This is a genomic window from Halodesulfovibrio spirochaetisodalis (assembly GCF_001672295.1).
In the GTDB taxonomy this organism is placed as follows: domain Bacteria; phylum Desulfobacterota; class Desulfovibrionia; order Desulfovibrionales; family Desulfovibrionaceae; genus Halodesulfovibrio; species Halodesulfovibrio spirochaetisodalis.
Window position 1 is genome coordinate 16,182 of sequence record NZ_JXMS01000002.1, and the last position, 19,339, is coordinate 35,520.

Annotated in this window: 20 protein-coding genes and 1 tRNA gene; 8 read left to right on the forward strand and 13 right to left on the reverse strand. The window is 43.9% G+C overall.

Annotated elements, in window-relative coordinates; all coding sequences use genetic code 11:
• Positions 1-104 precede the first annotated feature (104 nt).
• From SP90_RS01345 to SP90_RS01355, 3 genes are read left to right on the forward strand one after another with little or no spacing between them, the layout of a single operon-like run.
• Entirely contained in the window at positions 105-419 is a 315-nt protein-coding gene (locus SP90_RS01345; RefSeq protein WP_066851787.1) for a DUF2958 domain-containing protein, read from the forward strand.
• A 2-nt stretch (positions 420-421) separates the two neighbouring features.
• The gene (locus SP90_RS01350) at positions 422-649 is read left to right on the forward strand and encodes a hypothetical protein (protein ID WP_066851789.1); all 228 of its coding nucleotides are present in this window, start codon (positions 422-424) and stop codon (positions 647-649) included.
• Positions 649-1,194: a hypothetical protein gene (locus SP90_RS01355; RefSeq protein ID WP_066851791.1), complete on the forward strand. Its 546-nt coding sequence runs from the start codon at positions 649-651 to the stop codon at positions 1,192-1,194. Before SP90_RS01350 ends, SP90_RS01355 begins: the two co-directional genes overlap by 1 nt.
• 39 nt (positions 1,195-1,233) lie before the next feature.
• Here SP90_RS01355 and SP90_RS01360 read toward each other — a convergent pair whose 3' ends face one another.
• The 8 genes from SP90_RS01360 to SP90_RS01395 all read right to left on the reverse strand — a co-directional run bounded on the left by SP90_RS01360 (position 1,234) and on the right by SP90_RS01395 (position 6,221).
• Positions 1,234-1,911, reverse strand: coding sequence for a hypothetical protein (locus SP90_RS01360; protein ID WP_066851793.1), 678 nt, complete (start codon positions 1,909-1,911; stop codon positions 1,234-1,236).
• 1 nt (position 1,912) lies between these two features.
• A complete protein-coding gene (locus SP90_RS01365) occupies positions 1,913-2,839 on the reverse strand; it encodes a hypothetical protein (RefSeq protein WP_066851795.1) in 927 nt (308 codons plus the stop codon).
• A 2-nt stretch (positions 2,840-2,841) separates the two neighbouring features.
• The gene (locus SP90_RS01370) at positions 2,842-3,138 is read right to left on the reverse strand and encodes a MazG-like family protein (RefSeq protein WP_231895514.1); all 297 of its coding nucleotides are present in this window, start codon (positions 3,136-3,138) and stop codon (positions 2,842-2,844) included.
• Position 3,139: 1 nt separating this feature from the next.
• A complete protein-coding gene (locus tag SP90_RS01375; RefSeq protein WP_066851797.1) occupies positions 3,140-3,856 on the reverse strand; it encodes a class I SAM-dependent methyltransferase in 717 nt (238 codons plus the stop codon).
• A complete protein-coding gene (locus SP90_RS01380) occupies positions 3,849-4,496 on the reverse strand; it encodes a hypothetical protein (protein ID WP_066851799.1) in 648 nt (215 codons plus the stop codon). The genes SP90_RS01375 and SP90_RS01380 overlap by 8 nt, the downstream gene beginning before the upstream one ends.
• A 305-nt stretch (positions 4,497-4,801) precedes the next feature.
• Positions 4,802-4,878 (reverse strand) — tRNA-Pro (locus SP90_RS01385).
• Positions 4,879-4,996: 118 nt separating this feature from the next.
• Positions 4,997-5,455, reverse strand: coding sequence for a hypothetical protein (locus tag SP90_RS01390; RefSeq protein ID WP_066851801.1), 459 nt, complete (start codon positions 5,453-5,455; stop codon positions 4,997-4,999).
• A 1-nt stretch (position 5,456) separates the two neighbouring features.
• On the reverse strand, positions 5,457-6,221 hold the full coding sequence (locus SP90_RS01395; RefSeq protein WP_066851803.1) for a DUF4198 domain-containing protein: 765 nt from the start codon (positions 6,219-6,221) through the stop codon (positions 5,457-5,459).
• Positions 6,222-6,486: 265 nt separating this feature from the next.
• Between SP90_RS01395 and SP90_RS01400 the strand changes: the two genes are divergently transcribed.
• The gene (locus SP90_RS01400) at positions 6,487-7,467 is read left to right on the forward strand and encodes a DUF362 domain-containing protein (protein WP_197498736.1); all 981 of its coding nucleotides are present in this window, start codon (positions 6,487-6,489) and stop codon (positions 7,465-7,467) included.
• Here the strand turns inward: SP90_RS01400 and SP90_RS01405 are convergent, their stop codons facing one another.
• Complete coding sequence (locus SP90_RS01405; RefSeq protein ID WP_066851805.1) at positions 7,468-9,114, reverse strand: DUF342 domain-containing protein; 1,647 nt, start codon at positions 9,112-9,114, stop codon at positions 7,468-7,470.
• Positions 9,115-9,393: 279 nt separating this feature from the next.
• Here SP90_RS01405 and murI point away from each other — a divergent pair, with 279 nt between their 5' ends.
• From murI to SP90_RS01425, 4 genes are all read left to right on the forward strand, one after another.
• Positions 9,394-10,224 carry a glutamate racemase gene (murI, locus tag SP90_RS01410; protein ID WP_066851807.1) on the forward strand — a complete coding sequence of 277 codons (831 nt, stop codon included), beginning with the start codon at positions 9,394-9,396 and terminating at the stop codon, positions 10,222-10,224.
• Between the two features lie 180 nt (positions 10,225-10,404).
• The gene (locus SP90_RS01415) at positions 10,405-11,229 is read left to right on the forward strand and encodes an arylesterase (RefSeq protein ID WP_231895515.1); all 825 of its coding nucleotides are present in this window, start codon (positions 10,405-10,407) and stop codon (positions 11,227-11,229) included.
• Positions 11,230-11,312: 83 nt separating this feature from the next.
• Positions 11,313-11,471: a rubredoxin gene (locus SP90_RS01420; protein ID WP_066851809.1), complete on the forward strand. Its 159-nt coding sequence runs from the start codon at positions 11,313-11,315 to the stop codon at positions 11,469-11,471.
• Positions 11,472-11,619: 148 nt separating this feature from the next.
• Positions 11,620-12,372 carry a PAS domain-containing protein gene (locus SP90_RS01425; protein ID WP_066851811.1) on the forward strand — a complete coding sequence of 251 codons (753 nt, stop codon included), beginning with the start codon at positions 11,620-11,622 and terminating at the stop codon, positions 12,370-12,372.
• Between the two features lie 441 nt (positions 12,373-12,813).
• Here the strand turns inward: SP90_RS01425 and SP90_RS01430 are convergent, their stop codons facing one another.
• From SP90_RS01430 to SP90_RS01445, 4 genes are all read right to left on the reverse strand, one after another.
• Positions 12,814-14,289: a sigma-54-dependent transcriptional regulator gene (locus SP90_RS01430; protein WP_066851813.1), complete on the reverse strand. Its 1,476-nt coding sequence runs from the start codon at positions 14,287-14,289 to the stop codon at positions 12,814-12,816.
• Positions 14,290-14,298: 9 nt separating this feature from the next.
• Positions 14,299-16,170: a PAS domain-containing sensor histidine kinase gene (locus tag SP90_RS01435; protein ID WP_066851815.1), complete on the reverse strand. Its 1,872-nt coding sequence runs from the start codon at positions 16,168-16,170 to the stop codon at positions 14,299-14,301.
• Between the two features lie 21 nt (positions 16,171-16,191).
• On the reverse strand, positions 16,192-18,153 hold the full coding sequence (locus tag SP90_RS01440) for a response regulator (RefSeq protein WP_066851817.1): 1,962 nt from the start codon (positions 18,151-18,153) through the stop codon (positions 16,192-16,194).
• 222 nt (positions 18,154-18,375) lie between these two features.
• The gene (locus tag SP90_RS01445) at positions 18,376-19,083 is read right to left on the reverse strand and encodes a LexA family transcriptional regulator (RefSeq protein ID WP_066851819.1); all 708 of its coding nucleotides are present in this window, start codon (positions 19,081-19,083) and stop codon (positions 18,376-18,378) included.
• Positions 19,084-19,339 lie beyond the last annotated feature (256 nt).

Below are 19,339 nucleotides of genomic sequence, written 5' to 3' on the forward strand. Positions count from 1 at the left end.
TGCCCATGTTAAGATAAGTGTATAAAATAATGAGCAATTTGTCTGCCCTACGGTTTCGCCGTGGGGCTCTTGTTTTTCCCGAAACATTATGCACGGAGGTTAATATGTGGAACCCGCCTACAGCAGAGCAGTTAGATAAGCTGCCTCGCCTATATCAAACCGAACATACACCACTTCAAGACAAAATTATTCATATACATTTCTATTTTGGAGATTGCGACTGGTTCGTTGCCGAATTTGATGGGGAAGACATATTTTTTGGGTATGTCATTTTATTAGGTGATTATGAGAACGCGGAATGGGGGTATTTCACCCTTTCTGAACTATCAGACATCGCTGTTGCTTATACAGAGGTGGAACATGATCTATATTGGGAAGTTCGCCCAGCATCTCAAGTTGATAAGATTATGGGGAAGTAGCCATGAATGAACATACCGTTGCACAGCTTATTGTTGATCTTTTTTCAATGGAAACTACCTCGGAAGAACGTGTGAAACTATTGGAGGAGCACCTTTCAACAGAGGCAGATATGTTTGCTAATGCAGAGATATTTAAGAATACGGCAGGGCTAACGCTAACCTTTGCAGATGATAGTGCATTTCATGTATTTGTGTGCAGAACCTCAGTTGATAAGGAAGAGGAGAAGTAATGGCTCCTCCTAAGAAGAGAGTACGCCCCCTTCAACAGGGGGCTTTAGATGGCTTTTGTGGAATTTATAGTTTGTTTAATGCAGCGAGGATCGTGGAACCAAATCTTACAGAAAATGCCTGTCATGCTTTATTTGCAACCTGTTTAACAGCACTAGAAGAGCGAAAGGATGTTCCTGCCATTAACATAACAGGATTAACACTTCGCGATTTGTTGTTCCTTAATAGACAGGTTTTTAAACCCGCTTTTGGCATTAGACATGTTCGGCCTTTCGTTAAGGCGAAACCACGCTCTCTGGGGCATATGTGGCGGACTTTTTCTGAGGTGCTAGCAGAGCCTAAAACAGCTATTGTGTTGTCCTTCTCTTCAGAAGATTGGGCACACTGGACTGTAGTTCAGGATATTGATGAAAAGGCACTGTGGTTGGCGGATTCTGACGGGATGCGCACTATACTCCGCAAGGAAGTCAGTATTGTAAAGGTAAGTGCCCGAAGGCCACTCTGTATTCAGTGGAGGGATGTGTTTGTGGTGAGGCGATCCTCTTGATATTAACATTTTGTTCTTGTTGTGATTTTGCTGAAAGTTTTATGCGAAATCATTAAACATGGATTTAATTACGCTTGAGCGTCCTCGTTTAGCGGTATCTTTTAATTTGTTCCGAAACATAGATTCAGTCTGTTTTCTAACAGTCCTAGCAACAAAATCATGAACATCTTTCGTTAAGGTGAATCCTAATTTTTGAACATATGTAACTGCTCGCAACGCCTGCAATTCAGGGTATAATTCAAGGTAGTCTTTGCATTGAAAAGTTATTTGTCTTTGGGAAAGGGCATCGAAAAAACCATCTTGGAATAGATTGCCAGTTGGCCATTCGATAATGATAGAATTTGCCGTAAAAACAGTGCTTTTGGGGATGCTCTCAATTTTGTTTTGCACGATGCTTTTTTTCACAGCTAGAGTATCCTTGATCCTCCATACATCTAGTGTGTCATTTGGAAGTTGGAACTTATAGCCTCCAAACGAATTTCGTGTGTGTTCGCCGTATGGTGGAACAAAGTCTTCTGTGTCAATAATAACATCAATATCTGAAACAACTACATTGTCATGATGGAAAGCGTTGTATGCTAAGTCCCTAATTACTCCTCCAAATATATATATTTTTCCATAGGTACTTAGATGGTCAAGGAAAGTAGAAACATCCTTCCGTGAGTATATATATGATTCAAGAGCGTTGGTTACGAGATGTTCTGTCGGTGAAAGCATCTTATTGTCCTACTGAAAGATTCATTTTTTGGGAATATTTATCGCGAAGAGAAATCACATCTTTATAGTAAAAATTATTAGCTAGTGTTTCACCTGAAATTGAAAAATATGTGGGAGCATCGTTTTTTACTTTGCTTGCGTGTCGGGGTAAAAACCACATTTCTTTTTTATCAAACACATATGCAGAGTATGGAAGAGGCCAATCGGCACATCGTATTTCCAGCTTTCCTTGTGCATCATCCGATAGTTCCTTCAGAATTCGCTTGATTAAAAAGTGTTTTACGATTCGATCGATTTTATGTTTTAGCATGGAAGGATCATACCCCTGAAAACCATTAGCTATTGCAGTAATGTTTTCTTCGCAAGAAGGGTTCAGCATTATTACTGTGAGTTCCAAGCCATTATTAATCATTTGGACAAGGCGTTCGTGATGACTTTCAAATATATCAGTGAAGTATAAGGCAACACACGTACAGGACTTAGAACTTTCCATTTTATTTAGTAAGTCATGAGTGTGCCAGCCTGAAATTTCTTGAAGTCCAAAGGCGCAGACACTGTCACAACGTTTATTCGTTGTGAGTTTGTGATCGATAGTGGACGTTAGCTCATTTAAAAAATGTTTTTTAAGAAAATACTCAGAGCAACAACTATAAATGAAACTTGCAGCAAGAAGAGAACCAATTGAAGCTGAAATGTATGCATAAAATTGTTCATTTTGCTTTGAATAAAAATACGATGCGACAATTAAACAAAGACCAATTAAAGCTCCAAAAAGACAAAGAACAGCGGATGTTCCTTCAAAATCTTTTGGTGACATCTTCTTGAAAATACTTCTTAACTGCTTCCAAAACACCATTAGGAGGAGAACAAAACATATTGGCAAAATCAATTTCCAATATTCAGTTAAAGAATTAATGAAGCCTTCCACAACTACTCCCAAGTCCTTTCGAAGTCATACTGAAGCTTATTCCTAACAGCCTCTTCGAGGTTGATGCCCATCACATTGGCTAGTTGAGCGCAATATATAATCACATCAGCTAATTCTTCTTCAGTAGAAGCAAGATCTCCTTGCTCGCTCCACTGAAAAGATTCAAGAAGCTCTGAAGCTTCAAGGCTTATTGATATTGCTAGGTTTTTAGGTGATTGAGACTTTTTTGAGTCCTTTGAGTACCACCCTTTAGTTTTAACCAACTCGTCGACCTGATTCATCACTTCAGACAGTTTCACTTTAATCCTCCAGTAACCTAGCATGAAAAACTAAATACCTTGGATAGTCCCAAGTTGCTCCGTATTTAGCTTGAACTTCAGGCGAGGGATATATTTCATCTAAGCCAATTAAACAAAAACCGTTTTTTCTCAGAATATTTATATAGCAATTTAATGGCCGATGTTTATACGGAACTCCATCAATGGTATTTTTTGAATCTAAAGTAATTGAAAGACTTATAGTGGCATCAATTTCATGCATGTAGGAATACTTGGATGAAGGGATTAATTTTTTGTAATCATTGTAAAAACATGGATGAGGGATTGCAAAAACAAACGTGCCTTGGGGCGCGAGTAACTGTGAAATTGAGTTAAGCCAGCCACCTAAATCTGTTACAGCTTGAGCACACAAGTGAGATAAAATTAGGTCGTATTGCTCGAGGGAATTGAAGTCTTCAATTTTACAACAAGATATATTTACAGTCTGATCTTTTAAATGCTCTTTTGCGATTTCATACATTTTTGGCGAAGGTTCAACGGCTTTACAATCTATACTTTCTGAAACAATTTCTTTTAAAAGATGCCCTGTACCACATCCAACTTCCAAGAAAGTGGTTGGTGCTTCTCTTTTGATGAGTTTTAAATAGTACGGAATAAAAATGTCGCAAAAAGTGATATCTAAACCTGATTCAATTTGCTCTTTTCGAATGGCGGCAGCTTTATCCCATGCATTAGTCATCGTTGCGTCCTTTTGACTTACGAATGATATCTTTGGCTAGAGCGATTATTTGTGGACCAGAATTATTATCAAAAACTGATATCTCATGTTTTGGGTGTGCTCCCCTTGCAATAGCAAGCTCTTCTGCACCGCTGCGATTGCCATTTATTAAAGTAAATCTTGCTTCTGGAGGAACTTCTTCCTCTGTTAGGAATAAGGTAACGCCTGCTTGTTCTAGTTGCTCTTTAAGGTCGTTATCTATGTCACTTGGGGTAATGATATCAAACCCCGTCCCTGTTTGCGCTCGCGTAACTATTTTATTGAGCACCCTTGGTGCTCTTTGAAGCCAAGAAATACGATTGCTTACTATCGTGACACTGCTACCGCGTGAAATAAATCTTTCCATGAAATCGAAAGTCTCTTTTTCATCCTCGTTGATTACGATTTCAGGTAAATACTGAATCCCTTTTCTTGCGTACATAAACACAATTGCAAAAATCTCTGCAATACCTACTGTTAGCAACCATCCTAAGTAAGGAAGTTCGTTACGTGTAGGCTCTGCACCGAACCATAGGTACAGAATACCGACTAAAGTTAAGGCTGTTGTAGCGATAACAGCTATAAAAAAGAAATTTAGGATATTTTTTATGAATGATTGCATTTGAGTTTTCTCGCATAGTAATGTCGTTAATTTCTTTTATTGTTGCTATGTTAAGCTGTGTAGTCAATATAGAAAAGTTGTTTTGAGAGGTTGTTGAAGATAGCAAGCAATGCAAACTATAAGTTTTTGATAATTTATAGGACTGGCAGAACACACAGGTGTTCTGCACTTCAAATACAACAGGTCATGGTATCTCAGCCTGTTAGTTGGCTATTTCGACTATCATAACCACTAAGGTGTTCAGCCAATGTTCAGCCGCACTAAAAAAGGGTTCACAGCGAATCGCTGCAAACCCTTGATTTCTCTGGTCGGGATGACGAGATTTGAACTCACGACCCCTTGAACCCCATTCAAGTGCGCTACCAAGCTGCGCTACATCCCGACATGAAATGTAAAAATATCGGGAGTAGTTCAGCTCGTCAATAATGTTCTATGGTTAGGTAGATGTTCTAATTCTGTATGGTTACTCCGTATGGGGGATGATAGTAACCATACTGGAATCAAGCTACCTTTTTACGTGAGCGTTTCAGTAGCAGGCAACCAGCGAGCAGATTGAAGATTACGCTTATGCCAAGAGCTATACGCAGCGGTTGGGATGATATTCCAGAACTTGCGGCAGCCTGCTTTATTCCTTCCTCAGAAATGTTGAGTTCCATTTCAGCTTTGTGCCCCATGTCCAAGGCTGTGATACGCCATGTACCTGCTGCATTCGGGACAAAGGCAAAATTACCTTGCGCATCAGTCCGGCCGTTTTGAAACTCAACGCCGCCTTCTTTTGTTTTCGGTGAAAAGACAAGTACCTCTGCATAGGACATCGGGTCGCCCCCAGCGTATTCAAACTGCACGATTGCAGTTTGGGTAGAGATACTCCGTGCAGTGACGCCATGAGCTAATGCTGAAGTCACGTTGAACACACAGAACACCATAGTGAGCGCAGCTATAAAAGAGGCTTGCAGCATGCTAGTTCGCAATCGGGAAGGTAAGGGTCGCTCTTAAAACGTGACTTTCGTATTTGTCGCCGTTTCCTTCTGCAACGTGCTGAACTCGAATCATCCACAGGCCAGGGTTAGAAATACGGATTTTTGCCATTCCGTCACCGTATGGTTCTGTGGTGTATGCATAGGTGTTTTCAGTATCTGTGAACCCTTGATAGGTGGCAAATACGTTCTCTGGCGCAACGGGCTTGCCGTTGTAGAGAACTTTAACGCGAATCTCATCACCAGCATGCGCTGTGAGCGGGTTGTCTACAGGAATAATTTCTAAAAGGTGTCCGACTGCACGGTCAAACTTTGCTGTTTTTCCCTCTACTGGAAGAATGGATTTTGCAAATTTTTCATATTTTCTCGTAAGAATAACACCTTTTAAAGTTGATTTATCCCCTTTTTTCCAACCGGATGTGGTTTTACTCCAAATTTCACCTTTGCGGTGTGCAGCAATCACAGCTGCATTTCCGGACTTGAGTGTTACGCGTCCGTCCCAAGTCAGATATGCTTTGTTAGGGTGGAGAGTAACAGCATCTCCTTCGTACGATGCTGCGACACTTTCTTTTGCTTCAAGCTCTTCACTGTGCATGAATGAGTGAGAAGAAGCGAGGCTGAAAGGAACTTGCTGGTCAGCATGGTACGATTTCCATTGTTCAGGAACGAGGATAAATTCATGAGCAGAGGCAAGAGCCGTTGTCATCAGCAGAAAAGCAGCACAAAAACCGATAACACGTTTAGTCATATCGTTCTCCTTGAGTAACACGAAATTAAATTTTGTATACAAGTAGCGACCTGAAACAACAAAGTCAACAGGTTATCGTTCATGTTTTTGAAATGTTCGTGCTGATATAATTCTTGAATGTTCAGGATTGGTTTACGTGCTCTATGGCTGGCGGTGCTTTTTTGATGACAAGGAACGTGCTCTGAGGATAACAATAGTTAACAAGTAATCAGGATTATGAAGGCTGTTTGTCTGGTTGAAATCTATGTATGCTGGAGTGGGTACTTTGGAACTGAACGGGGAAGATTCATTGAATAACGATGGTGAGTTGATGAGCAATGGCTTGATTCCAGTGGCATTGAAGCATTGTCCGGACTATACATATTCTTCAGTACTTGCAGCTGTTCAAACTTGCTTGCAGGCTATCCATTTTTCACCGTCAGCTGGCGCAAAGGTTCTGGTAAAGCCGAATCTGCTTAAGGCGGACAGCACTGGCCTATGCTGCACAAGCCCCGTGGTTGTGGAAGCAGTGTGCGAATGTCTACTGGAGTATGGATGCACTGTTACAGTCGGGGACTCGCCGGCTTTTGGTTCAGCAGCATCGGTTGCCCGTAGCATTGGCCTCACAGAAGGATTGGAGCGTCTTGGTGTTCCCCTCATTACGTTGGATTCCCCAGCCTGTGTTACTTTTGCCAGCGGCAATTCTATAGGAATATCTCGCAGCGCACTTGAGAGTGACTTGCTCGTAAATGTTCCCCGTATGAAGGCACATACGCAGATGCGTGCTACTTTCGCAGTGAAAAATTTATTTGGCTGTGTAAGTGGAGTGCGCAAAGCCATTGCCCATTCTACGCACGGGGACAAGGCAAATGCTTTTCGGGAATTATTGGTGGATGTGGCGTTAGCGCTGCCGGAGTCTGTCAGTGTTGTTGATGGTATTACCTGCATGCATAAAACTGGCCCCAGCGGCGGAGAGCCTTATTCACTTGGCTTGATAGGAGCGGCAGGTGATCCGGTTTCGCTGGATACAGCATTGTATTCAGTACTTGGCTGTACTGTTGATGAAATGCCGCTTTGGGGTGAACTCCAGCGGAAAAATGTGCGCGGGGCGTTTCAGGAACAACTGGAATATGTGCTGGCAACTCCTCAGGAGTTTGATGCTGAAGGCTTTATTTTGCCATTTCATCTTATACCGGAAACCTTTCATCCAATACGGCTTATCCGTAGTGGTTTGAAACGGTTCTGGAAGCGCTATCTCTGTCCGTAATCAGACAGTTTCAGTTTGCTGCGTGCGCACAGCCCGTTTGTGATTTTCCAGCTCCATGGATAGCTTGGGCAATGGGTGCTCAATGGTAAGCGTTTGCCCATGCATGGTAACAAGAGTGCCGGCTGCCACTGTTCCTCTGATAATAACACGATGCGCAGGATGGATAACGTCGGGCATAATTTTTTTAGCTAATGACTTTTTGATGCGTCTGGCTTTTTTCATCAGTTTGTCAGCCCGTTCGAGCATGTTTTCTGCCAGTTCCTTTTCCTGATTTTTTTTGATCCACTCATCAAGCTTTGAAATTGACTGAGAAAGTATTGCTTCTGTTTCAAACGGATTATCATGTGTTTTGGCATCGTTGGTGATAATCAGGGTAGGAGGGGCTCCGTTTTCTCCTCCTGCCTCGGCTATGTTTATTTCATTTCCTGCAACCAGCGTGCTTCCAAGAACAGTTCCATGTTCACTGCATGTACGTATAGCTTTTCCTGCTGTGAGTTCTGAGCTTACAATCGAACCGGAAGTAATGATATTTTGCTTTGCGATGATTTCTGCATTGTGCATGTGGTTTGCGTAGACTGAGCCTTTTGCTGAAACTGTGCTTATTTCATTCAAAATGATTGCACCGGACACAAAAACATCCCCTCCGCAGGTGATATTAGCCTGATCAACATCTCCATCTACAATTACATGGCGAGGTGCTTCCACAGTAAAACCCGGTGTAATGGAACCAGTAATGTGGACTGAGCCGCGTTTTGCGATAATATTACCCGTTTTCATATCCACATTGCCCTCTATGTGCAGCACATCAGTAATGGATAGAATATCATCACGGATAGTTAGCAGGCCGTCACAAGAGGCGTAATAAACAGCGTGCCCATCAATTTGCTGTACCCCATAGATATTTTCACCGGCGCGCAGAGCAGCTTTCTCACCGGTTTCAGCGTCAGTTTGTTCCAGTACAGGCAGGGCATTGCCGTAGACATCGAACCCGTTTGACGGTTCTGGAGAAGGAACTCTGACTGCAACTGGAGTGTGTGCAGGAACTTCCGCAAAGAATCCCTGATCCTTGAAGTTAACTGGTGTATCTGTTTTTTCGAGCGTGTTAAGAATGCGTTCCGGGAGTAACGGTATGATCGTCGGTGGCGTTGCATGTACAACAGGCTTCCCTTTGCATAGAGGAACCATACGTACCGGAATATTTGAAGCAGCAGCTTTTTGTGTTGCGGCATTGAATCGGGCGGTGTCTATAGGGGCATTGACCTCCAGCTGCCAGAGTGCCGATGCATAGTGGCTGAGCAGTAAGGAGTTTCCGCTGAAGTCTTTATGGTAGATATCTGCGTAGACGGTCATACCGTCATTTGAAGGATACAGAATAGGACGGAGTTCAATGGTATTGTTGTTAATAAAAAGAATACCAAGCGCTGTTGCATAAATCTTATTTGTTGCCGGATCTATTGAGTAATTATGAGGAAGCGATGCGCTCTCCGGCGAACCGATTTCTGATGATATATGAAAGTGATTAAGACGCAGCGCTTTACCAATACAGGTACCGGGGGTGACAGGAAGCAGAGGATTGCCGTTCAGGGCGATATATCGGGAGAAAATGGATTCAGTTTCTGTTGATGCTGTCTGTTTGTTTTGCATCATACTGGCCTCCGGCATTTTGCTTTTATATTTACTTAAGCAATAATTTTAGCTGGTAATGGACTTAACAGTATGCGCTATTTTATTCTCCTGTTCTATGTAGCTTATGTATATATTTACCTGCTCGTTACTGATAATAAAGGGAATAGTGGTACATTGCAGAATGTTTGAATCGAGTGAGTATACGCTTGCCTTTTTTTCCAGCAAGAGTAGGTTTTGCCCAGCCATACAGGGTGGCCAGATATAATCATCAATTCAGTAATTGATGTTGGAGATAAAAGAATGACTTCTCTTCCTATTGGACTGTTTGATTCCGGTGTTGGCGGGTTGACTGTGCTCAAAGCACTGCGCTCTTCCCTGCCGTGCGAAGAAATATTGTATCTTGGTGATACGGCACGGTTACCCTACGGAACCAAAAGTCAGGAAACCATTGTCCGCTATGCTGTGCAGGCTGCAGGAAAGCTTGTTGAACGCGGAGTAAAGATGCTTGTAATTGCCTGTAACACGGCAAGTTCTGTAGCTATTGAGCCACTGCAAAGAGCTTTTCCGGATATTCCTGTACTGGGTGTAGTGAAACCGGGAGCCACTGCAAGCTGTGCTGCGACAAATAACGGCAGTATTGTGGTGCTTGCGACGGAATCAACTATCCGCGGTAATGCGTACCAGCGTGAAATTTTTGCGCTGAGACCTGATGTTCAGGTAACAGGCCTTCCATGCCCGTTGTTTGTTCCTCTTGCAGAGGAAGGATGGACTGACGGGGAACTCGTTGAGGGGATTGTCGCACGGTATCTTGACCCGTTGTTTGCGTCTCCGTTGGATGCAGCACAACAGAAGGCGCCGGACACCATTGTCCTCGGATGCACACATTTTCCTTTACTGGCTTCCTCTATTCGTAATGTGGTCGGTGACCGTATCCATATTGTTGATTCAGCAGAGACAACTGCGCAGGAAGTAAAAAAGCTACTGACTGTCCGCGGGTTGCTTCACACAGAAACATCATGCGGTAGAACCAGATTTTTAACGACTGACGATATTTCTCGATTTGCAAGAACTGGAAGCTGGTTTCTTGGATTACCTATTGAGGTTGATGATGTGGAATTAATCGACCTGTAACTGCAAGTTTTATATCCGCTTTTAAGCAGGCTGAAAAAACATACGCGCTATTTATGGTGCGTTGTATTTTTCAGCCTGTTTTTTTATGCGATCTTTTGACTGGGTGTGTTCAAATCATTTTGTTCTATGGTGTCAGATGTATACTGTTCTGAATGATTTTGTGAGGTCTGCATAATGAATATGGCTATGAAATCTGGTTTTCGAGGATGGTATCTAGGTGCGTTACTCTGTGCAGTATTGTGTGGGATGTGCTTTGCTGAAGTCGCAGTTTCTGCTGAACAACCGTATGTAACGGTTCATGAGAACACAGCTCAACGGGCTTCGGATAAAACAAAGTTTATGAGTAGAACAGCCCGTACTTCTCTCTATCCTCAAACAGGGCTGGAGTATTATACGCCGGAAGCGCAGGGCATTGTTTGCCCACGGGGCAAAGTTATCTTTATTTCTGCATTTGGTGACAGTCTGGTTTCAGGCTACGGCTTGGATAATGCAATGGATGCATTCCCGATGGTGCTTCAGGAGACGCTTCGTAAGCTGGGGTATGCTGTTGTGGTAGAAAACGATGGAATAGCAGGAAATACAACAGCACAGGGAAGAGCAAGGCTCCCGAAAGTACTACTTTCCAGACCGGATATTGTGATATTGGAACTCGGAGCAAACGATATGTTGCAGCATCGGAGCGTCGACAGAATGAAAAACAACCTTGCTGCCATGATCAGAAAAGTGAAAGCAACTGATGCAGAGCTGTTGTTTGCCGGAATGTATGCTGTTCCACATTTAGGGAAACGATATACAAATAAATTTGATGCTGTTTTCCCTGACCTTGCGGCAAAGTACAATGTGCTGTTTTATCCTTTCTTTCTCGAAGGAGTGGCGCTTGATCATGCCTTGAATCAGCAGGATGGGCACCATCCGAATGCTGCTGGAGTGAGAGTGATCGTCAGGAATATCCTTCCATATGTGGTGAAGCTGATCGGTGCTGTCTGTAAGCAGCCGACGCATTGAGGGCGGTATAAAATCGCTTGCTAACGTATTTTGTTATGTGCATAGTATGCTTGTAGTTAACAGATTTCCTTGTGGAGGAACTAATGAAAAAATACGAATGTCCGTGCGGATATGTGTACGATCCGGAACTTGGTGATATGGATAATAACATTCCGCCTGATACAGCTTTTGAAGATTTACCAGAAGATTGGGTATGTCCGCTTTGCGGTGCTGAAAAAGAATATTTTGAAGCTATCGATTAATTGATTTTACAAAATAAAATGCGATTTCTTTCTGCATGGTCAGAAAGGAGTCGCTTTTTATTATGCCGGTATTGCAACATATAATAAGATTTTGAGCCTGCCGCGTACTGTGTTATAATCTGAAAACACACACACGAGGGAGAGTCTTTTGTTATTTTTTCGCAATGCCAAGTTCTCTATAGCGACTAAGTTTGCTGTTGCTGCTGCTATTTTTTTCAGCTGCTCAGGGCTTATTGTTCTTTGTGTACTGCTGATTTTAGCGGCAAGCTCTCCTCTGACGCCAGTGGATATTGTATGGCTTATGGCGTGCTGCGCAGCCATTACTGTTCCGTGCTTCTATTACTTGTTTAACAGGCTGTGTAGAAGCATCGTGTGCCGTCCTCTTGAAGAGCTTACACATACTGCTACAGAATTGGGCAGTGCTCCGCTACCTACCGAGATTCCAACAGAATTAGAACTGGATGCGCTGGCAATGGCGCTGGTTCGTTCCGGTGAAGTGTTCAGCAGGCGTATGCAGAATGCCACGGAACGTCGTTCTTACTTTGAATCGTTATTCAAAGGGATGCCGGGATATGTTTCTGTTGTGGACACATCCTTTACTATTGTTCACGCAAATACCGCTTTTATGGAAACGTTTGCTATAGCGGAAGGGCGTTCCTGCAGGCATGTATGTACCCGTGAATTTCCCGGAGGCAACTGTCCTGTTGCTAAGGTTTTTATTTCAAAGGAACCTGTGGTTGTAACAGAGGAAGGAATGTATCCAGACGGTACAGCTGCGTTGTGGCTTGTGAGCGTTTCCCCCGTATTCGACTCTATCGGTAATCTGACCGCAGCAATTGAATCTCGTCTTGATATTTCTGAAGTCGTGAAACACGGCGTGACATCCCTGTACGGGACATAACGTTATTCAGACAGTCATTTTCAGGACTCTCACCAGAGGTGTTGAGGGCTTTTTTGTGTTCAAAAAAGAGCCCCCTGTAATCTGGGGGGGGATGATTACAGGGGGCAAGATTGGTTGGTCTGAATCTACGCCTCGGATCCAGAACTATATCTGTAGGGGGGGGAAGTCAGACATAATTCCTACCGTATTCAGAACCTAAGCACGACGGTTGGTACGTTGGGGGGGGGGACGCCTAATCGCTGGCAATCCAACCGTCGCAAACATTATAGCAGTAAGCGTGCCAAAGTCGTAAATTTCTGTTAATAAAAAAAGAATTTATAAAACAACAGCTTATGAGAATGTAAAATTTAACTTGCTTCAAAAAATTGGCACGCTAGATTTATTGTGCGTTTTCGAACGTTCGGTTTCGCACATTGTGCAAAATCGAACACTTGTGACCGGTTAGGACAAGCGTCTATATAAAGCATATCTTGATATGCCAAGATAGGATGCAGTTTTACTTTTGTTACCGTTGAACTTTTTCAGCGCAGCGTGAATTACAGACTGTGTGAGATCTTCTAGACTGAACGGCGTGTCAGGGAGAATGATAGTTGATGAATTCACGTCGATTGAAGGCATTGCCCCAGATTCTGATAGAGATGGACTGTTTTCACGTGCTGATATTTGGGCAGACCGGTTTGTATTGAGAAACTCGATATGCTTCGGGCGTAATACGGTATCATCATGGATGAGTACTGCACGTTCGATTGTGTTTTCAAGCTCTCTTACGTTACCCGGCCATGAATACTTTGAAAGTGTTTCGATTGTTTCCGGTGCAATGCTGGAAAAATTCTTCCCCTTGCGCACAACTTGCTTGCGAAGGAATAACGCTGCCATTTCGGCAATGTCTTTTTGGCGTTCTCGTAATGGAGGCAAGCGTAAGTGACCTACTGTAAGCCTGTGGTACAGGTCGCGGCGAAAAAGCCCTTCTTCCACCATAAGCTCAAGGTTTTTGTTACCGGCTCCAATAATGCGGGCGGTAAATTCTTTTTTCTGTAATCCACCAACACGGTAAAAAGATCTGTCCTCAAGCACGCGCAATAACTTAGGTTGCAAATGAAGAGGCATTTCAGCAATTTCGTCAAGAAACAGTGTGCCGTTTCCTGCCAACTCCAACTTACCTGCAGAACCGCCTGCTCTAGAACCTGTGTACGCTCCTGCCTCATATCCGAATAGTTCGCTTTCAAATAAAGATTCTGCAATAGCAGAGCAGTTCAGCGCAACAAAGGGTCTGTCACAATGGGTATCCCCATGATGAACAAGACGTGCTATGACCTCTTTACCCGTTCCTGTTTCTCCTTCAATAAGAATTGGAACATCTGGTTCATGGTGGAATATGGTTGCGTCGCGGATGACTTCCTGCATGCGTTGGGAGCCGGAAATGATTTCACCGATTCCTGAAACATTTCGAAGCTGGGAACGCATTTTTTCAAGATCTTCCTGTAAAGACTCTTTTGCCAGCGCAACCCGTTCTTCCATATTTTGCTTTAAGTCCTTGTTCTCAAAAAGCAGGTTCTGGTGCTCAAAGCTGCGTTCAACCACAGCTGCAAGTTCTCGTGCGTTGATAGGCTTATTCAGGTAGTCGTATGCGCCATTGCGCAATGCTGCGATGGCTGTATCCATATCTCCATGACCGGTGATAATGATAACATCGCTGCGCTTACTTGTTTCGCATGCTTTCAGTTCTGCGAGTAAAGACAGTCCATCAAGCATAGGCATTTTAATATCTGTGATAATCAGCGGGTAATAGCTTTCTTTGGCGTGGTTAAGCGCAGCGACAGGATCACTGAAGGTGCTTGGCTGGTGACCCAAGTCTGTCAGAACAACACTAAGGCTTTGTAAGCTGGTTGGATTGTCATCAACAATAAGAATTCGCATACCACTCTCTTAAACAGTCGTAGCCTGAGGCAATAAAATAGTAATAAGTGTCCCTTTATTATCTGCAAGTGGGGAGGTTGCTGTTATTGTCCCTTCCCAGCTGGTGACGAACGTATGTACCAATGCGAGTCCTAGCCCCATGTTTTTTCCTGACTCTTTTGTAGTAAAAAATGGATCGAAGATTTTTTCTCCAAGTCCGTTGAGTCCAGGGCCATTATCTTCAATGCTGAGCAGAACAGTGTCGTTATCTGTTTCGCAGGTTGTCACGGTAATTTCTTTGGCACCGTCGATAGTCTCTAGGGCGTGAACTGCGTTCATCACGATATTGATGACAATTTGTTCCAACTGGATAGGTAACGCGAGCACCTTGGGCAGATTTGGTTGTAACTTCGTGCGTAGTTGAATATTGCGCGTTTCCAGTTTGCTTTGCAGCAAGGTTACTGCTTGCAGCACTGCCGCATTGGTGTCCGAGGGTTGTAACGGGAAAGCACCTTGATGCCGGACAAGTGAACGCATATGCGTAATAATGTCTTCGATTGTAGCTGTTTCCCGTAAAATCCACTCAAGTCGTTCTTGCAAAATGTCTATGGGGACTGTTCCTCGTTGTTCAACCATTAAATCCAACCCGCTTGCATACAGACGTAATGCAGAAAGGGGCTGATTGATTTCATGGGCGATACCCGCCGCAAGCGTGCTCATGGCTTCGAGCTTGCGCATCTGCTGTGTGCGAAGGGCTATCTTTTTCTTTTCGGTAATATCTTCAAGAAGAATAATTGCTGAGGAAAATTGTTTAGTTCGATGCAGAGGACACGCTGTGATACGGAATGTGACTTCCGTGTCATTCAAGGTAGTAGAAAACTCACATTCATGCTCTTTCCCATCGTTAAGGGTAAGGCTTGCCGTTTTATCCAGTACGCATTCACCGTTTTCATCTTCAAGCGTAAGCGGTTGCGGACAGCTGACAGGGTATGATTCGTTATGGATAGTGAACCAGTTACGGAACTGCCGGTTTGCGGCGGTAATATTTCGTTGCCCGTCCACAACAGCAATACCAAGGGATAGGTTGTTTGTAATGAGATGGTACTGACGTTCTGTAATGGCCAGTTTTTCCTGAAAACGGGTGAGCTGAGTAATGTCCAGACCCATGAGCAGGATAAGCTGTTCACCGTCCGTATCTGTAAATGGATAGCTTAAAAAACGGTATGAACGACCGGAGCGTGGACTTTTCCACGCAGAGAAAGAAGGAGAACCAGTTTCAAACACATCAAACGGTGGTAAGTACGGATGTGTTGGTGCCTCTGCCGACTCGGTGTTTCCGGTGAAAGCGCTGTAGCAGGAGTCGCCGACAGAGAGCTGTACCTGTTCACGGAACGGTTTGTTAATATAGCGAAGTGTAAATTGCGGAGTCACCAGAGCGACAAATTCAGGAAGTTTATCCAGAATAGCCAGCAGGTTCAGTCGTTGTCGATCAGACTGATTTTTTCTCGGATACGTGTCAGAGCCAAGAGAGAGTGTACTGCTTATGATCTTGTCGCCGCCGGAAAGGCGTAACGGGCGAGGGTGTACTAATATTGTGACCCGCTGCCCGTACATGTCATTAAAAAATAGAGGAAAAGAACTGATCTTACCTTTTTTTTGGAGCACCATATGGTGTGAGATAGTAGCTAAATTTTCTGGTTCAACTAACTGGGCTTTCAGGTTGGGCAGAACATCTTTACGCGACCAGCCCAGCACTGACGATAAAAAGCTGCGTACATAGTCCAGATCAAGGCTTTGGTCAGATGAGCAGGTATCGCTGAGTTGGCGTAGCAAGTTGGAGACAGCTTCCGGTAACAGGGAAGAAGTGAATAATGGTATTTGGGGTGGCTGTAGTTGAGCCATGGTGTCTCCGGAAGCAATGAATCAGGAGAATTTCTCCATATTGCGCGTAATTTCTGTGGTGGTCTGATTGCTTAACTTTTCTAGTTGGTGAATATGATCGTCGGGTATTTTTTGTTCCATGCTGACGGCAGTATATATCTGCATCAGAGAATTACCTAGACTGTTTGCGCCGATATTAAAAGCTGCTGCAGCAAAGGACTGACTGTGCAATGCCGCTTTATCATACGCGTTTTCCTGTAAAAAGAGCTTCAATCCATACAGACGTTCTGCCACTTCGTCTACAAAGAGGGTATATAGGCGGCAGATTAGTTCCGTGTCATCTTCCAGTCTCAGCAGGGTTCCATCAACATCAAGTAGTTGAGACATATCAGTTTCTTCACGATCCTTGGATGGATGTACAGGAGATTCTGATTGCTGTAATACTCGGGCAATTTCTTTGTACAGCTCTGCAGCATGAATAGGTTTAGCAACATACCCGTCCATTCCTGCTTCTATGAAGCGCTCTTTATCCCCTTTTAATGCAAAGGCGGTTACAGCGATTATGGGGAGATTTTTTGGGGATTCCGGAATGGTGCCGGAACGCACGTGTTTCATTGCCTCCAGACCGGTGAGAAACGGAAGTTTAATCTCGGTGACTACAAGGTCGATTGGCTCAGAAGCAAGTAACTCCAGTAGCTCTGCACCGTTGGAGGTCAGGTGACAGTTGAACCCTTTTTTCTCCAGTAGTTCTCGTAGCAGTCGTTGTCCGACTGCGTTGTTATCAGCAATCGCTACATGCAGACCTTGAGGAAGATCTGGAAGTTCTTCTATTTCTCTACTTTCTTCTTTAAAGTTGCCATGCTCAAACTGTGCGGTAAAATGGAATGTGCTGCCAGTCCCCGGTTTACTGCGCACCCATATTGTGCCGTTCATTAAGTTGACCAGATCTCGGCAAATAGCCAGCCCCAGTCCTGTTCCTCGTATAAGGGTTTTTCCTTCGGCAGGCACCTGTTTGTATGGTTCAAAAATAAAGTTTTGCTCTTCTTCTGTAATACCTACACCTGTATCCCGTACTGAAAATAGCAGTGTGTGATCTTTAGGTGCAGGAGCAGTAAATTGAGGGTCTGTATAGCCGCCGATTGTTGCCAGATCAGCGATTTCCAATGAAATGACCCCTTGTTCAGTAAATTTAATGGCATTGGAAAGCAGGTTGGTAATAATCTGGGAAAGACGTGTGGGGTCTCCCCGTAAAATTCGTGGTACAAACGCTGGTATATCATACGTGATTGTCAGCTTTTTTTTGTGCGCCTTGGGTGTATGAGTGCGCACCACTTTGTCGATGAGTTCTTCCAGATCGAACCGCTTCGGTGTAAGCGCCATTTTTCGAGCTTCAATTCTGGATAAGTCCAGAATGTCATTAAGTATATCAAGCAGATTTTCCGCAGAATCCAGCACCGTTGTCATGTACTCCTGCTGGTCTTCATCCAGTGCTGTTTCCAGAGCAAGGTCAGTCATGCCGACAATGCCATTGAGGGAGTTGCGGATTTCATGACTCATACTGGCAAAGAAGCTCGATTTTGCGCTGTTTTCCAACTCTGCTTTATGGCGTGCTTTTGTCAGACGTGCTTCTTCAGAATGCTTAATCAGCGCAATTTCAACTGCGGAGTGCAATTTACGGGCATCAAACGGTTTTAATATAAAGCCATACGGATTGGCTGATTTAGCTCGGTCAAATGTCCCTCTGTCGGAATATGCGGTAAGGAATACTATAGGAATTGAGTGCTTGGCGTTGATGACATGAGCTATGGCAATACCATCCATATCACCCCGCAGGTTGATATCCATAAGAACTAGATCCGGGGAGGATTGTTCAACTGCTTTCAATGCGTCTTCGGCTGTGTTTGCCACAGCGCAAACATTATACCCGAGCGTTTCGAGCGTCCCTTTAATGTCGAGCGCAACAATACGTTCATCGTCAACCACAAGTATACTGATAGAAGCCATGTCCTTCTCCGACCGGTCGCAGACGTAACAAAGCGTAACTGGCAAAGTTACGTGTGCTGAATGGATGTTACAACAGAGAGTTGTTGTGAAGTAGATGTGAAAAACTTTAAATGTATATGCAATAAATGCATGTGGTTGTCTAGGCAGGACGGGAGGAATTTTTCTACGGCATAAAAAAAGGCGGTCTGGTTAACCGCCTTTAAGAGTAAAATTTTGTAATGGCTACATTGTCTGAAGGTTCCAGACAACGCGACCTACGACATCTTCTGTACAGCGGTCCATTGGCAGGTATTGCTCAGGATGGGCTGGGTTTTCGCTGCGCAGAATAAATCGCTGGTTGGCTGCATCAAGGAAGATGCGTTTGATGGAGATACCTTCGTAAGGAACGTATACACCGTAGATTTCGCCGGAGAGAATGTTGGTCTGAGCAGTATCGAGACCGACATACGCTCCTTTTTTTATAAGCGGTTCCATGCTGCTTGCATCAACACGGAAGATTTGGATAGTAGCACCGGCAAAAGATTGGGGAATAGAGAGCTTACCGACACTGCTGAAACGACGGGTATCTTCACCGTCTTCAGAGGTTTCAAGGTTTTGCATGGAGTGGATTGTAACAACTGCGCTACGCGCATCCGGATCGCCGAATTTGGCAGGGTTTTCGAAAACCCGTCCCGCTGCTGGGCCTTCGACAGGTTGGTAGCCGTCTTCCTCTGTACGGAGGTACATCGGGCCAACACCTTTTTTGAGCCAGTCAGGATTGAGGCCAAATTTTTCAAATAACTTCATGAACCAGTCAGATGGAACAGAATCTCGACGCTTGGCATCAGAGATGCTGGATTGGCGAATATCAAGAACTTCTGCCAATTCAACCTGAGTTCTCGTATTTGTGGCTAGTTTAATACGTTCAAAAACTTCATCAAAGCTGGACACGTGTCTCTCCCGCCAAGACATTTGAATAAGCATTGCTTATGAGCGCAAGTCTTGTCGTTGAAAATTGCTGGGTAGTGAGTGAAAACTCTACTGTATGTTTGCCGAGGTACAAACAAAACAGAGTGCAGACATTAAGAACAAAGTTCTAATGCAACAGTATCTAATAAACTCCGACAGTAAGTTTCTTAGATGGCTGGGAGGAAATTGTAACTCCCAGTGGATGCAGATTCTCTTTGTGGACGGATTTGCAATCAAT